Source organism: Rhodococcus sp. SMB37 (genome assembly GCF_004345605.1).
Classification (GTDB): domain Bacteria; phylum Actinomycetota; class Actinomycetes; order Mycobacteriales; family Mycobacteriaceae; genus Rhodococcus.
On record NZ_SLVY01000005.1, the window covers coordinates 173857 to 188042 of the forward strand.

A 14186-nucleotide genomic window follows, 5' to 3' on the forward strand; every position below is an offset into this window, starting at 1 on the left:
GGTCCCACCCCGGACGGTCGCACGCCGAAGTGCGAAGATCGACGAATGGCAACCGCTGGTCAATGGCTCGAAGGGGCTCGCCCCCGGACCCTCCCCAACGCGATCTCTCCCGTCATCGTGGGTACAGGTGCTGCTGCAGCACTCGGTGAGGCCGTGTGGTGGAAAGCGCTGCTCGCCCTGGTGGTGTCGCTCGCCCTCAACATCGGGGTGAACCTCGCCAACGACTACTCCGACGGGATCCGCGGCACCGACGACGAGCGCGTCGGACCGATGCGACTGGTCGGTTCGGGCGCGGCGTCGCCCGCGGCCGTCAAGCGCGCCGCCTTCGCATGTTTCGGGGTCGCCGCAGTGGCGGGTCTCGCACTTGCCCTGACCAGCGCGTGGTGGTTGATCCTGGTGGGACTCGTGTGCATCGTGGGCGCGTGGTACTACACCGGGGGTCGCACACCGTACGGCTACAGCGGCCTCGGTGAAGTGGCCGTGTTCGTGTTCTTCGGTCTGGTCGCGGTGCTCGGCACACTGTTCGTGCAGGCCGAGCAGCTCACCCTCGCCGGATTGGCGTGTGCAGTGGCGATGGGCTGCTTCTCGAGCGCGGTGATGGTGACGAACAACCTGCGCGACATCCCGACCGACACCGAGAGCGGCAAGCGCACGCTGGCCGTCCGGTTGGGCGACCCACGCACCCGCACACTGCATCTCGGATTGCTCACGACGCCGTTCGTCATGTCGCTCGCGCTGGTGGCGACAACACCGTGGTCGTTGGCCGGGTTGCTTGCCGCACCGCTCGCGGTGCGCGCGCACGCGCCGGTGCGTTCAGGTGGGCTCGGGCTCGAGCTCCTGCCGGCGTTGCGCGACACCGCGCTCGCGATGCTGGTGTGGGCAGTGATGACGGGTATCGCGCTCGCCTTTGGCTGAGTCCTCCGCGCTGGACCGGTTCGTCAGTCCCGGTCGGGAACGACCAAGCCGAGAACGAAGTTGACGATGGCGATGATGAGACCGCCCCAGAACGCCGCCCAGAATCCCGAGATCGTGAGGCCGCCGTCGAAGAACTCGGCCACCCACGACGTCAGCCACAGCATCAGGGCGTTGATGACGAGCAGGAACAGTCCGAGGCTCAGGATCACCAACGGGAGTGACAGCAGCTTCACCAGCGGCTTCACCAGGGCGTTGACGACGGTGAAGATCGCGGCGAGGATCAGTAGCTTGATCGCTGTCTCGACAGTGAACTCACCTCCGTCGACGCCGACGATGTCGACGCCGGTGACGAGTCGGGCCGCGAGCCACAATCCGATCGCGTTGATGATCAATCGCAGGATCAGTGAAATCATGCAGCCACTGTGACATACGCGCCCCCGAGAGGCGGGCGTGGCTCAAGCGGCAGAGTCGAGTCGCTCCATCAGCACCTGCCGGAGGCGGTCACGAGTCACGTAGGCCTCGATCAGTGCGGTGGTCTCCGTGTCGTCGCTCCGGATCACTCCCAGCATGATGTGTTCGGAGCCGATCGAGCGGTCGTGGTGTGCGATCGCCTCGCGCAGCGACAGTTCGAGAGTCTTCTTGGCATTGCGGTCGAACGGGATGTGCCCGCCGAACAGATCCGAGAATCGGCCGCGCCGTCCCTCGCCCGCATTCTCTGCCGGCCTGTCGAGCACGCCTTCACCGAAGGTCTCCTCGAGCCTGGTCCGTACAGCGTCGAGATCGATGCCGATCGCTTCGAGGGCGGCGGCGTCGTCCGGCCCCAGCAGCTGGTCCTGGTTCATCGCGGCCAGATGCGTGCGAACCCCATCGATGGTCAGGCCGACATCCGCAAGTGACACACGGAGAGGTTCGTCGGCGGCGATGAGCACGCCGAGCAGCACGTGTGCGGGGGTGATCCGATCGGCGTGTAGGCGGAGAGCTTCGGTCTGAGCGGCGACGACGGCGGAGCGAGCACTGTCGGAGAAACGTTCGAACATGGATCTACCTGCGCTTCCGGTTGTACTTCTGATGGACGGCCTGTCGGCTCACCTCGAGCGAGTCTGCGATTGCCTGCCATGACCAACCCTGCCGACGCGCGCTCTCGACCTGGATGGATTCGAGCCGTTCGAGCAGGCGCCGCAGGGCAACGACAGCGCGCAGCCCTTCTGCGGGATCGGGACTCGCGGCAGATGCGGCGAGCGTGGTGGCTTCGTCGTTCATATTGTCAATATAGGTTGACACCATGATGGTGTCAACAAAAATTGACAGACCGGTCCGTCGAGCAAGTAGTCAGCCGTCTTCGCGCGGCTCCCAGCGACCGGTCGCGGCGAACTTATCCAGCGTCGCGCTCCACCCAGACGCGTCGAGCCCTGCCGCAGCAAGCCAGTCGTCGGAGTAGTACGTATCGACGTACCGTTCCCCGCCGTCGCACAGCAAGGTCACCACACTGCCCGTTCGACCGGTGGCCAGCATCTCGCCGATCAGACCGAACGCGCCCCACAGGTTGGTTCCGGTCGATCCGCCGACACGCCTACCCAGCGCAGCACTGCCGTGGCGCATCGCGGCAATCGACGCAGCGTCGGGCACCCGGACCATCCGGTCCACGACCTGCGGCACGAACGACGGTTCCACGCGCGGTCGGCCGATTCCCTCGATCCGCGACGGCATACCCGTCGCATAGTCGGCGACGCCGGTCTCGTACGCCCCGAAGAACGCCGAGTTCTCCGGATCGACGACCGTGAGCCGGGTGCTGTGACGGCGATATCGGATGTAGCGACCGATCGTCGCACTGGTTCCGCCGGTGCCGGCGCCCACGACAATCCAGTCGGGCACCGGATGCCGTTCGAGTCGCATCTGCTCGAAGATCGATTCGGCGATGTTGTTGTTGCCGCGCCAATCCGTGGCGCGTTCCGCATTGGTGAACTGATCGAGATAACAACCACCGAGTTCGTCGGCAAGACGTTCGGCCTCGGTGTAGATCTCAGGGGGACGGTCGACGTAGTGGCACCGCCCGCCTTGCGCCTCGATCAACGCGACCTTGGCGGGCGAAGTCCGTCGCGGCACCACCGCGACGAAGTCGAGCCCCAGTAGTTGTGCGAAATACGCCTCGCTCACCGCCGTCGAACCGGACGAGGCTTCGATCACGGGTGTATTCTCGCCGATCGCTCCGTTGCACAGACCGTACAGGAACAGCGACCGCGCGAGTCGGTGCTTGAGACTACCGGTGACGTGCGTCGACTCATCCTTGAGATACAGATCGATCCCCCACCCCACCGGCAACGGGTATCTCAGGAGATGAGTGTCGGCGCTGCGCTGCGCATCGGCCTCGATCAACCGGACCGCGTTGTCCACCCAGGCACGAGACGCACTGCGATCGACGGCCCCCGCACCGACATTCGTCACGTCCGGCCTTCTCCGCGCAGCCGGCTCTCGAGGTCGGCGCGCGTACTGCGACGCCGCTCGTCGACCGCGGCGATGCGCTCGTTCACCCGTCGACGCAGAGGAGCGAAGAGGACCAAAGACAGCGGCAACGCAATGAGAACTGCGAACAGTGCAGCGACGAGCAGCGGGATCTCCACGCCGAATGCCCGCGGAATGTAGAGGATCGCGACCGCAAGGACGACGACGAGAACCAACCTGGCCAGCGAGTACAACGCGACATCACGCACGAGTGGGCCGGTGCCCGAATTCGTACCATTCGGTGTGTTTCGACCCGGCTCGTCCGGGGTATTCGCTGAGTCGGTGCGGTGTTCGTCGGTCACTCCACCAGAGTAACCGGCGGTAACGATCCCGCCGCCTCCGGAAGTGGTGTACAGATACCGGACGCCCGTCCGTTTTGTCCATTACTTCCGCTTTACCAAACACTGACCGTTCGAGCAACCAGGGGTCTCAGTGCCAACATGGCGTGGGACAACCCGATCGAACAACCCGATCAAGACAAATCACCTGGGAGGACATTCGCAATGAGCGCACCCACCTTCAATGGCGCCAAGGAATCCCTGCTCACCCCCGGCCAGGTCGCCGCCCTCTTCCATGTGGACCCCAAGACCGTGACCCGCTGGGCACATGCCGGTCGACTCGGATCCCTGCGCACACCGGGCGGGCACCGCCGATTCCGCGAATCCGAGGTCCTCGCACTGCTCCGCTCTCTCACCACCGAAGCCACCCGCTGAGGCGACCGCCCGGCCTCGAACCCGAGACCGGGCGGGCCCCTGCCCGGTTCTCCGGACCATTCGGACGAAACGTGCGATCGCGAATTTCATTCCGATGCACCCGCGCCGGTGTCACACTCGGCCAGGCCGCATAGACTGGTAGAAATCGGACAGTACGACGTCGGAGCTCGCGCGACGTCCGCCACGGCCAGGAGGTGCATCATGCTCTATCTATTGGCACTCATCGGTGCGGTGACGCTCGCATTCCTGCTGTGGAAGGCATTCGGACCCGACCCGAGCCGCACCCCGACTCGGGGGCTCGGCCCCGACGACGATCCCGAGTTCCTCTGGAAGGTCGATCGAGAGGTTCGCCGGCGGCACACCGACGAATCCGGCCGGACCGACGGTCCCGGTCAGGACGGCATCGACTGATATCCCGCCCCTGCCGGGCGCCCGAAATCCGACGCCACGTCGGCGGCGAGCCGGAGCAAGGCGCGACGGGTACGAGGATGCAACTGGTCCAGGTCCACTTCGGCCCCTTCCTCCAGGTGAGGGTCGAACGGCATCAGGTGCACGGCGCGGCATCGCTGCTCGAAATGCCCCACCACGCGGTCGAGGTCGACCTTGCCCGACTTCGGGCGAACAGAGTTGACCACCGCGACCGAGCTACTCACCAGATCGCGGTGGCCGTGCGCGTCGAGCCAGTCGAGGGTCGCCGACGCACTCCGCGCACCGTCCACCGAACCCGAACTGATCACCACCAGCGCATCCGTGTTCTCGAGGATCGCGCGCATCGCCGAGTGCATCAGTCCGGTGCCGCAATCGGTGAGGACAATGCTGTAGTAGCGCTCGAGCAGCGCAAGGGTCCGTTCGTAGTCCCGCGCGCTGAATGCTTCTGAAACGGCGGGGTCGCTGTCGGAGGCGAGCACCTCGAGTCGGTGCACGTTCTGAGATGTGTAAGCCCGCGCATCGCTGTATCGCTCGATGCGCTCCTCGTCTCGCAGAAGAGTCCGCACAGTGGCCGACGTTTCCGTCGGGACCTTCTGGCTCAGCGTGCCGCGGTCGGGATTCGCATCCACCGCGACCACGCGGTCGCCCCTCAGCGCCGCGAACGTCGAACCGAGGGTCACCGTCGTGGTCGTCTTGCCGACACCGCCCTTGAGGCTGAGCAGCGCGATGCGATAGCACCCGCGCAGTGGTTGTGAGATCTGGTCGACGAGTTCCCCGCGCCGCTGATCACGCGCACTGTCGCCCACGTCGATCCGTCCGCCGGTTGCCTGGAAGAGCGCGCGACGCCATCCCCGTTCGGGTGCCCGTGTGGCTCTGCGGACGAGAAGCGACGAGTCGAGATCCTGAGCCGACAGGCTCGCGGTGTCACGGCCCGACAGGCTCGCCTCTGATGGCCGCCCGGATCCTTCCGTCATCCGCGTTCCCCCCGATCGCAGTTCCTCACACCGCCGAGGACGATAGCAGGATCAGTTCAGGCCGGCGTACGAGTGGAGGCCGGACACCACCATGTTGATGATGAACAGGTTGAACAGCATCGCGACGAAGCCCGCGACATTGATCCACGCGGCGCGCGTGTTGCGCCAGCCCGACGTCGCGCGGGCGTGGAGGTAGGCGGCATAGATCACCCAGGTGATGAACGAGACGGTTTCCTTCGGGTCCCATCCCCAGAATCGGCCCCAGGCGGCCTCCGCCCAGATGGCGCCGAGAATGATGCCGATGCCGAACAGCGGGAAGCCGACGATCGTGGTCCGGTAGGCGAGACGGTCGAGCACCTGAGCGTCGGGCAGTCGTGCCGCGATAGCACCGAGCACACCCTTCTCGGAACCCTTGGGCTGATGGATCCGCAGCAGGAACAGCACGCTCGCGGCCCCGGCGAGAAGGAAGATGCCGCTGCCCACGCTGATGATCGTGACGTGGATCGGCAGCCAGAACGAGCGCAGGGCCGGCACGACGGGTGCGGCGTCGGCATAGAGCACGGTCGCAGCCACGAACATCAACACCGCCACAGGGGCGAGGACGTACACCCAGAGGATGCGGTACGCGGGCTTGCGCAGCATCACCAGGCTGAACACGATCGCCGCGGTGCACGCCATAGCCACGAACTCGTACATGTTCCCGAGGGGGAATCGTTCGGTCGCCAGGCCACGCAGCACGATCGAGGCGATCATCAACGCCGCGGCCACCACGACGAGGGCGCGTCCCATGTTGCCGAACCGCTCCGACAGGGTCCTTCCGGCGGTGTTCTCCACGCGCCCTGGGACCGTCTCGGCAGGCGACGATCCGACACCACCGGCAGCAACGAGCTCACGTTCGGCGACCAGCTTGGAGCGGTAGGTCGCGTACTCGATCACGAGCAGGAGCATGGCCAGCACTACCACGGCGAACGCCGCTTCGAAGCTCCAGTCGCTGTACTTCGCGAGGGTGTCGTTCAACGTCATGCCTTCTCCTCCTGTGCCCCATCTTCGGGCACGCGATCGCCTGCTGGGTTCTCACCGAGAAGCCGGGAGACCAACCGATCGAATTCGTCGCCCCACCCGGCCTGGTCGGTGCGAGCGAGGCCACCGAGCTCTACTACAGTTCGTCGTTCACCGTCCGATACTGTACCCGCCCGATAGACCCGTACCCATACCCTTCGCCGTTTGATCAGCAGGGACAGCAGCAGACCCGCCATCATGGCGACCGCAGACACCAGCACCCACGACTGGAACGGATCGTGCGAGACCTGCAGGTTGACGAAGTCGACGGCGCCGTCGAACTGCACCTCGGTGCCGTCGGCCAGTGTGACGCTCTCACCCGGCTTCAGGTTGACGCGCTCCTGCTTGACCAGTCGGCCCTGGTTGATCAGTTCGGTGTTGAGCGAGAACAGCGACTGCGGGCTCCCGGTGTCGAGGCCGGAGTCGCCCTTGTAGATGTCGATGGCGACGGCGGGATCCACCATTGCCGGGAACGCCGACGACAACAACGTGCCGTGGAACGCTGCGGTGGGCGCGAAGAGCCCTTCGAGCGCGATCTGGTTCTTTCGTCGTTCGTCGGCGTCGGGATACATCCCGCCGGGCGGATCGAATCGCATCGCGCCGCTGCTCAGGAACGTCGTGGCGTCCTCGGGTGCCCACTGCATCGTCTCGGTGCGTGTCTCACCGTTGGGCCAGGTGACCGTGAAGGTCGGCGCGTATCCGTGGCCCTGCAGGTAGACGCGGTCGCCCCCTACCCGCAGCGGATGGTTGACCTTCAGCTGGGCGTCGCTCCAGATGTTGGCCGCGACGTCGTCCCCGTACTGGTACTCGATGTTGGAGGTGAACATCTCGGCCTGACCGTTGTCGAGATAGTCGGCCGTGAAGTCGTGCACCCGCACACAGATCGGTCGCAGTCCTGTGCCGTCGAGTTCGATGCCCGCAATGAACGAGTCGAACGCGGCGGGCGACGTGGTGCAGAACTCCTCGCCGTTCGCGACCAGGATGCGTTGGCCTTCGTAACCGAAGAGCTTGCCCAGAGCGACGGTGGCGAGCAACGCCACCAGCGAGATGTGGAAGACGAGGTTGCCCGCCTCACGCAGGTATCCCTTCTCGGCCGAGAGCGTCAGCTCGCCGTCTCGGCCCTTCGTGGTTACCTCGCGGCGCTCGACGCGCCATCCTCGCAGCTCGCCGCTGATCCGGTCGATGACAGCATCGGGTTCGTCGTCGAACGTGGTCTCGACGTGATGCGGCAGACGGGAGAGGTTGCGCGGTGCTGTGACCGGTCGGGCACGCAGCGCGCGGTAATACTCGGCGCAGCGCGGCAGGATGCAGCCGATGAGCGAGATGAACAGCAGGGCGTAGATCGCGGTGAACCAGAAGCTGCCGAACACGTCGAACAGCTCGAGCCGGTCCATGAACGGCCCGAGAGTCGGGCGGGCGGCGATGTACTCGTCGACCTTTCCGACGTTGAGGCTGCGTTGCGGCAGCAGGGCGCCGGGAATCGCGGCGAGCGCCAGGAGGAACAACAGCACCAACGCCGTGCGCATCGATGTCAGTCCGCGCCACGTGTTGCGTACGAACGCCGCGGCGCGCCCGATCGGGCTCTGTTTCGGAGCGCCCGGCCGAGGTGCGGAGGTCTGTGTGTCGGTGGCCGTCATCTATTGTTCGGCGCGGATACGCCCTCGTTCATGAGAGGAAGCGCCGACCTCCTTCCAAAGGGGTGAGGCTGCGTGGAGCAACCGAATCGGGCCGAGTAAACCTGTCGGTGGGTCCGGCTACGGTGCCGCGCATGGGGACCTAGGTGGTGCGCTACAACTACCGGCTGCCGCCGGGCGCGCTCGCCGAACTCGCCCTGATGCAGGAATGGCATCGCTGCCGGTTCTTGTGGAACGAAGCCGTCCACCAGCTCACGACCGGCCGGAAGCCGAAGGTTCTGGCTGTGGCGGAGCGTGGCCACACCGGTGACGACGACGTAGGTCACTGGGGTCCGCCTCCTTCGGGTGCTGGGTGCTGTCTGAGCTGGGAATCTCCTGCTTTCACGGGCAGGAGAGACGTTAAATGGGCAATGTCACTTCAGAGATGAACGAGTCACGCACCCAGGACACGAACAGGTCCCATGCGCCGGTGACGAGGGCGATACCGACGGCCATCAGCATGATGCCGCCGAACAACTGGATGGTGCGGGTATGGCTCCTCAGCCATCCGACTCCCCGCAGCGCCCGCGCCGAGCCGAACGCGAGGACGACGAAGGGTAGTCCGAGTCCGACGCAGTACGCGACGATGAGCGTGACTCCACGGGCAGCCGTGGCGCCTTCGGTACCAGCAGCGAGCGAGATCACCCCCGCGAGTGTGGGTCCGAGACACGGGGTCCAACCGAGCGCGAAGACCGCACCGAGCAGCGGGGCACCGGCCAGAGACGAGATCTGCTTCGGCGCGGTGCGGGTGTCGCGCTGCAGTGCGGGGATCAGGCCGATGAACACCATGCCCATGACGATGGTGACGACACCGCCGATCCGCATCAGCAGTTCACGGTTGACCGACAACACGGAGATCGCTCCGAACACCGAGGCCGTGGCCAGGACGAACACGACGGTGAATCCCGCGACGAACAGCCCTGCCGCTCCCGCGACTCGCAGTCGGCCGTCGTCACGAACCGTGGTGGTGCGTGAGCCGGCCTGTGCTGCAGTGACCGCCGGAGTCTCGGCACCGACCACACCCGCGAGATACGACAGGTATCCGGGCACGAGCGGAACCACGCACGGCGAAGCGAACGACACCAGCCCCGCGAGGAGACACACGCCGACCGCCAGAAGAAGCGGCCCGGACGCCGCGACGTTCTGGAAGGTATCGCCGATCCCGGATGCGAGGACTGTCATTGCTACTGGTCCTCGGTCGGTTCTGCGGCGATACGCTCGACGACCGGTTGCAGGTCGCTCGCGAGGAGCTCGGTCAGATAGACCGCCGCGACCCGATGCTCACGATCGAGGACGATGGTGGTCGGCACCACGGAGGTCGGGTAGTTGCGGCCGAGGGCGAGCAACGAGCGCATCGCCGGATCGTAGATCGACGGGTAGCCGATCTGTTGGTCGGTCACGAAGTCCTGCGCCTTGTCGCGCTGGTTGTCGCGCACGTTGATGCCCAGGAACGCAACCCCGAGGTCCTTGGTCTCCTGGTAGACCTGCTCGAGGTCGTCCGCTTCGCTTCGACACGGCGCGCACCACTGACCCCACACGTTGAGGACCACGACCTCACCCGCGAAGTCGTCGAGCGAGATCGTCTCGCCCTCGTTCATGAGGTCCTCCCCCGTCAACGTGCCGAGGGTGCCGCGGTCCGCAGGCGGATCGTAGAAGATGCGGGTCTGGCCGCCGGGTGAGACGAAGTCGAACGTACCGCCGGTCGCGACCGCATCGGTGCCCGTCGCGCAGGAAGACAGAAGCACGACACCGAACAGCAACCCGGCAATCGCGTGAAGTGCCTTTCTCATGCGCCGTGGACGTTGGGGTCGGATGCGCCCGCCGGCTCGGAGTAGACGAGGTCGACGAGGGTGTCGCCCTCGTAGACCAGAGACGTGAGGGAAGCGAGGCTGCACTGCCGGTGCCGCGGGTCGTGCCACAGGCGTTCGCCTTCGAGGAACCGGCGCAGCGTCCACACCGGCAGTTGATGGCTCACGCACACGGCCTCGCGACCGGCAGCAGCGACACGCGCAGTATTGACCGCGGCCAGCATGCGATGCGCGATCTGCAGGTAAGGCTCACCCCAGGACGGGGTGAACGGGTCGCGCAGTTTCCACCAGTGACGCGGGCGGCCGAGGGCACCGTCGCCGACAGCGACCTTGAGCCCTTCGAAATCGTTGCCCGCCTCGATGAGGTTCTCGTCGGTGCGGATCTGGAGACCGTGCTTCTGCGCGATCGGCGACGCGGTCTGCTGGGCACGCTCGAGCGGCGAGGCGACAACGTGCGCGATGTCGTGGTCGGCGAGGGAGGCCGCAACGGCCCGGGCCTGTGCTTCGCCGGTGACCGACAGCCGGAAGCCGGGCAGGCGACCGTAGAGGATGCCGGACGGGTTGTGCACCTCACCGTGCCGCAGCACGTGCACGATGGTGCGGGTCTCGGACGGGGCGGCTTCGGTCACGTGCGTGTTCCTCAGGTCGATGAAAGCGGATGAGTGTGTCGGGGTGCTCTCAGGTCAGAGCCCTCGCTGGTCAGGATGCAGTGGCGGCCGCCGCTGCCTTCGCCGCGTGCGGGAGTGCGTCGGCGATCCTGGAGAACGCATCGTCGTCCAGAACCGACGAGACGAACCACGTCTCGAATGCGCTCGGAGGTGCATACACGCCGTGTGCGAGCAGGGCGTGGAAGAATGCGGGGAACCGCCAGGTCTGTGCGGCCTTCGCCTCGTCGTAATTGGTGACGGGGTCCTCGGTGAAGAAGACACTGAGCATCGTCCCGGCATTCTGGATCCTGTTCGGAACGCCCGCGGCGGTCAGCGCATCTCCGAGAAGCCCGCCGAGTGTGGCGGAGTTCCGCTCGAGTGCCGCATACACGTCGGTGTCGGCTGCGTGCAGGCTCGCGAGACCGGCCGCAACTGCGACGGGATTACCGGACAACGTCCCCGCCTGGTAGACCGCGCCGGCGGGCGCAAGATGTGCCATGACGTCAGCACGACCGCCGAACGCAGCGGCAGGCAGGCCACCGCTCATGACCTTTCCGAAGGTCATGAGGTCGCCCGCGACACCGTCGATGCCGTACCAGCCCGTGGCACTCGCACGGAACCCGGTCATGACCTCATCCATGATCAGCAGGGCGCCGTGCTCACGGGTCAATGCGCGCAGTCCCTCGTTGAACCCGGGGACGGGCGGGACGGTGCCCATGTTTCCTGCGGCGGCTTCCGTGATCACCGCGGCAATCGCGCCCGGGTGCGCGTCGAAGGCTGCGCGCACGGCGTCGAGATCGTTGTACGGCACGACGAGGGTGTCCTCGGCCTGCGCCCCGGTCACACCGGGCGAAGTGGGCAGCCCGAACGTCGCGAGCCCGGAACCGGCGTCGGCGAGCAAGGCGTCGACGTGACCGTGATAACAGCCCGCGAACTTGATGATCTTCGTGCGCCCGGTGAATCCGCGCGCGAGACGCACCGCGCTCATGGTGGCCTCGGTCCCGGAGTTGACCAACCGGACCTGCTCGACGGGCGCGATCCGAGCGACGATCTCCTCGGCGAGTTCGACCTCACCGGCAGTCGGTGCGCCGAACGACAGACCCGATGACGCGGTGGTACGCACGGCCTCGACGACAGCGGGGTGCGCATGGCCGAGGATCAACGGACCCCACGAACACACCAGGTCGACGTAGGACTTTCCGTCGACGTCGGTGAGCGTGTAGCCGGATCCCGAGGCGATGAAACGAGGCGTCCCGCCTACCGAACCGAACGCGCGGACCGGGGAATTGACCCCGCCGGGAGTTACCTTCGATGCCCGGGTGAACAGTGCCGTCGATTCGGCGTCGTGGACAGAGGAAGCAGCGGGAGTCGCAGTCACGACGTCCAGTGTCCCAGTTTCCCCCGATTTGCCAAAAAGTCGATCGGTGTGCGATAAGCGTTGTGATACGGATCTCACAGCGAGATTCGAGCGTGCCGAGTAGTCGCGAAGCCTCCACTGGACGGCGTTGCGGTCATAGGGTCGCAGGCATGGTGACTACAGGTGAACATCTGAGCAAGGCCCTCGACGGCGCATGGCACAGCGCACGCGAGCGCGCCCGGACGAACATGGCCGACCCGGCATTCGCACCGCACTACACCCCAGACCTCGAACAGGCCCGCGCGATCACACTGAAGCAGATGCGGCTCCTCGCAGAGCACGGTTACGCCGAGTCGGGCTTCTCCGTCGAGTCCGGTGGCACCGGAGATGCCGGTGGCGCCGTTGCGTCGATCGAGATGTTGGCGATGTCCGACCTGTCGCTGATGGTCAAGGCCGGTGTGCAGTGGGGATTGTTCGGCGGAGCCATCGAGAATCTCGGCACGCAGCGTCACCACGACAAGTACATCTCGCCCCTGATCGATCTGGACCTGCTCGGCTGTTTCGCCATGACGGAGACCGGTCACGGCAGCGACGTGCAGGCCCTCGAGACCACCGCGACATTCGACCCGGCCACAGATGAGTTCGTCATCCACTCCCCCACGGCGTCGGCACGCAAGGACTACATCGGTGGCGCCGCGCAGCACGCCGAGGTCGCCGCAGTGTTCGCCCAGCTGGTGACGAAGGGTGAATCGTACGGCGTGCACTGTTTCGTCGTTCCCATCCGCGACGACGACGGCAACGACCTTCCCGGTGTGACGACCTCCGACTGCGGCTACAAGGGCGGGCTGCCGGGCGTCGACAACGGCCGGATCATCTTCGACAATGTGCGGGTCCCGCGCGGGAACCTGCTCAACCGGTACGCGGACGTCGACGCGGACGGCACCTACACCTCCGACATCGAGAGTGGGAGCCGCCGCTTCTTCACCATGGTCGGCACCCTCGTCCGAGGACGGGTTACCGTCGGCGGGTCGGCCGGCGCCGCGGCCCGTGTCGCGTTGTCGATCGCGACGCGGTACGCGCTGCTGCGTCGTCAGTTCGACGCGCCGGGTCGCGACGACGAGGTGCTCCTTATGGATTACCTCGTCCACCAGCGACGACTGCTGCCGCACATCGCGAAGTCCTACGCGCTGGGTTTCGCTCAGAACGAGCTGATCTCGACGATGAACCGCATCCAGTCGGTACCGACGGGCGAGGTGGATCCGCAGGAACAGCGTGAGCTCGAGGGACGCGCAGCCGGCCTCAAGGTGGCCAACACCTGGCACGCCGCCCGCGCCATCCAGGAAGCGCGCGAGGCATGCGGCGGCGCCGGTTACATGGCCGAGAACCGGTTGACCGCACTGCGCGCCGACGTCGACGTGTTCACCACGTTCGAGGGCGACAACCACGTGCTCACGCAGCTCGTCGCGAAGGAGTTGCTCACGGCGTATGCCGACGAGGTCCGCGGGATGAGCCCCGTGGAGTGGATGCGGTTCGCCGCCGACACGATCTCCGATGTCGTGAAGAAGCGCACCGCGGCGCAGCAGATCATCCAGACGATCCTCGATACGCGCCAGGACAACGAGGAGGACGGCAGCCTCTTCAACCGGGGCACGCAGCTCACGATGTTCGAGGACCGCGAGCAGTACCTCCTATCGACCGCAGCGCGGCGCCTGCAGGCCGCCACCAAGCGCGAGGACAACCCGTTCGACGCATTCAACTTCGTGCAGGACCATGTGCTGCACGCCGCCCGGGCCCACATAGACCGTGTCGTCCTGGAAGCGTTCGTGGCGGCCATCGACGACTGCAAGGACGAGGCCGCGTGCAATCTGCTCTCGGACCTGTGCGATCTGTTCGCGCTGACGGTCATCGACGAGGACAAGGCGTGGTTCATGGAGCACCGGCACCTGTCGGTCGAACGCTCCAAAGCGGTACTGCGCGGGATCAACGAACGCTGCCGCACATTGCGGCCGCACGTGATGACTCTCGTCGAGGGCCTCGGTGTGCCCGAGTATCTGCTCGGCTCGGCAATGCTCGACCGCGAGGGAGCCGCTGACTCCAGGGCGTGATCAGGGC

16 protein-coding genes are annotated in these 14186 nt (G+C 66.1%); 4 read left to right on the forward strand and 12 right to left on the reverse strand.

Going from position 1 to position 14186, the window contains the following annotated elements; translation table 11 throughout:
• The first annotated feature begins 45 nt into the window (after positions 1–45).
• Positions 46–915, forward strand: coding sequence for a 1,4-dihydroxy-2-naphthoate polyprenyltransferase (locus EV641_RS10320; RefSeq protein ID WP_132471743.1), 870 nt, complete (start codon positions 46–48; stop codon positions 913–915).
• Between the two features lie 23 nt (positions 916–938).
• On the opposite strand, the gene EV641_RS10325 is transcribed toward EV641_RS10320, so the two are convergent.
• The 5 genes from EV641_RS10325 to EV641_RS10345 form a co-directional block, all read right to left on the reverse strand.
• A complete protein-coding gene (locus tag EV641_RS10325) occupies positions 939–1328 on the reverse strand; it encodes a phage holin family protein (RefSeq protein ID WP_054713593.1) in 390 nt (129 codons plus the stop codon).
• A gap of 42 nt (positions 1329–1370) precedes the next feature.
• The gene (locus EV641_RS10330) at positions 1371–1952 is read right to left on the reverse strand and encodes a Clp protease N-terminal domain-containing protein (protein WP_054713594.1); all 582 of its coding nucleotides are present in this window, start codon (positions 1950–1952) and stop codon (positions 1371–1373) included.
• 4 nt (positions 1953–1956) lie between these two features.
• Entirely contained in the window at positions 1957–2175 is a 219-nt protein-coding gene (locus EV641_RS10335) for a hypothetical protein (RefSeq protein ID WP_054713602.1), read from the reverse strand.
• Positions 2176–2244: 69 nt separating this feature from the next.
• Complete coding sequence (locus tag EV641_RS10340) at positions 2245–3357, reverse strand: PLP-dependent cysteine synthase family protein (protein ID WP_054713595.1); 1113 nt, start codon at positions 3355–3357, stop codon at positions 2245–2247.
• Positions 3354–3623: a DUF4229 domain-containing protein gene (locus EV641_RS10345; RefSeq protein ID WP_241997074.1), complete on the reverse strand. Its 270-nt coding sequence runs from the start codon at positions 3621–3623 to the stop codon at positions 3354–3356. Before EV641_RS10345 ends, EV641_RS10340 begins: the two co-directional genes overlap by 4 nt.
• Positions 3624–3917: 294 nt before the next feature.
• Here EV641_RS10345 and EV641_RS10350 point away from each other — a divergent pair, with 294 nt between their 5' ends.
• Positions 3918–4127, forward strand: coding sequence for a BldC family transcriptional regulator (locus tag EV641_RS10350; protein ID WP_006552323.1), 210 nt, complete (start codon positions 3918–3920; stop codon positions 4125–4127).
• Positions 4128–4328: 201 nt separating this feature from the next.
• Positions 4329–4538: a hypothetical protein gene (locus tag EV641_RS10355; RefSeq protein ID WP_132471744.1), complete on the forward strand. Its 210-nt coding sequence runs from the start codon at positions 4329–4331 to the stop codon at positions 4536–4538.
• Here the strand turns inward: EV641_RS10355 and EV641_RS10360 are convergent.
• The 7 genes from EV641_RS10360 to hemL form a co-directional block, all read right to left on the reverse strand.
• Positions 4520–5530 (reverse strand): MinD/ParA family protein, encoded by a 1011-nt coding sequence (locus tag EV641_RS10360; protein ID WP_054713597.1) that lies wholly within the window; start codon positions 5528–5530, stop codon positions 4520–4522. The two genes, EV641_RS10355 and EV641_RS10360, sit on opposite strands and share 19 nt — an antisense overlap.
• Positions 5531–5581: 51 nt before the next feature.
• Positions 5582–6553, reverse strand: a complete 972-nt coding sequence (ccsB, locus tag EV641_RS10365; RefSeq protein ID WP_132471745.1) for a c-type cytochrome biogenesis protein CcsB — start codon at positions 6551–6553, stop codon at positions 5582–5584.
• Positions 6550–8226: a cytochrome c biogenesis protein ResB gene (locus EV641_RS10370; RefSeq protein ID WP_132471746.1), complete on the reverse strand. Its 1677-nt coding sequence runs from the start codon at positions 8224–8226 to the stop codon at positions 6550–6552. Before EV641_RS10370 ends, ccsB begins: the two co-directional genes overlap by 4 nt.
• A 396-nt stretch (positions 8227–8622) precedes the next feature.
• Positions 8623–9444, reverse strand: coding sequence for a cytochrome c biogenesis CcdA family protein (locus EV641_RS10380; protein ID WP_054713598.1), 822 nt, complete (start codon positions 9442–9444; stop codon positions 8623–8625).
• A 2-nt stretch (positions 9445–9446) separates the two neighbouring features.
• Positions 9447–10052 carry a TlpA disulfide reductase family protein gene (locus tag EV641_RS10385; protein ID WP_054713599.1) on the reverse strand — a complete coding sequence of 202 codons (606 nt, stop codon included), beginning with the start codon at positions 10050–10052 and terminating at the stop codon, positions 9447–9449.
• The gene (locus EV641_RS10390) at positions 10049–10699 is read right to left on the reverse strand and encodes a histidine phosphatase family protein (protein ID WP_132471747.1); all 651 of its coding nucleotides are present in this window, start codon (positions 10697–10699) and stop codon (positions 10049–10051) included. The genes EV641_RS10385 and EV641_RS10390 overlap by 4 nt, the downstream gene beginning before the upstream one ends.
• A 70-nt stretch (positions 10700–10769) precedes the next feature.
• A complete protein-coding gene (gene hemL / locus EV641_RS10395; RefSeq protein WP_132471748.1) occupies positions 10770–12095 on the reverse strand; it encodes a glutamate-1-semialdehyde 2,1-aminomutase in 1326 nt (441 codons plus the stop codon).
• 149 nt (positions 12096–12244) lie between these two features.
• On the opposite strand from hemL, the gene EV641_RS10400 reads away from it, so the two are divergent.
• Positions 12245–14179: an acyl-CoA dehydrogenase gene (locus EV641_RS10400; RefSeq protein WP_132471749.1), complete on the forward strand. Its 1935-nt coding sequence runs from the start codon at positions 12245–12247 to the stop codon at positions 14177–14179.
• Positions 14180–14186: the final 7 nt, after the last annotated feature.

Coding starts and splice junctions, on each gene's coding strand:
- EV641_RS10360 (WP_054713597.1), bottom strand. CDS start 5,530: ATGACGGAAGGATCCGGGCGGCCATCAGAGGCGAGCCTGTCGGGCCGT.
- EV641_RS10400 (WP_132471749.1), top strand. CDS start 12,245: ATGGTGACTACAGGTGAACATCTGAGCAAGGCCCTCGACGGCGCATGG.
- EV641_RS10330 (WP_054713594.1), bottom strand. CDS start 1,952: ATGTTCGAACGTTTCTCCGACAGTGCTCGCTCCGCCGTCGTCGCCGCT.
- EV641_RS10355 (WP_132471744.1), top strand. CDS start 4,329: ATGCTCTATCTATTGGCACTCATCGGTGCGGTGACGCTCGCATTCCTG.
- EV641_RS10325 (WP_054713593.1), bottom strand. CDS start 1,328: ATGATTTCACTGATCCTGCGATTGATCATCAACGCGATCGGATTGTGG.
- EV641_RS10320 (WP_132471743.1), top strand. CDS start 46: ATGGCAACCGCTGGTCAATGGCTCGAAGGGGCTCGCCCCCGGACCCTC.
- EV641_RS10385 (WP_054713599.1), bottom strand. CDS start 10,052: ATGAGAAAGGCACTTCACGCGATTGCCGGGTTGCTGTTCGGTGTCGTG.
- ccsB (WP_132471745.1), bottom strand. CDS start 6,553: ATGACGTTGAACGACACCCTCGCGAAGTACAGCGACTGGAGCTTCGAA.
- EV641_RS10335 (WP_054713602.1), bottom strand. CDS start 2,175: ATGAACGACGAAGCCACCACGCTCGCCGCATCTGCCGCGAGTCCCGAT.
- EV641_RS10350 (WP_006552323.1), top strand. CDS start 3,918: ATGAGCGCACCCACCTTCAATGGCGCCAAGGAATCCCTGCTCACCCCC.
- EV641_RS10370 (WP_132471746.1), bottom strand. CDS start 8,226: ATGACGGCCACCGACACACAGACCTCCGCACCTCGGCCGGGCGCTCCG.
- EV641_RS10380 (WP_054713598.1), bottom strand. CDS start 9,444: ATGACAGTCCTCGCATCCGGGATCGGCGATACCTTCCAGAACGTCGCG.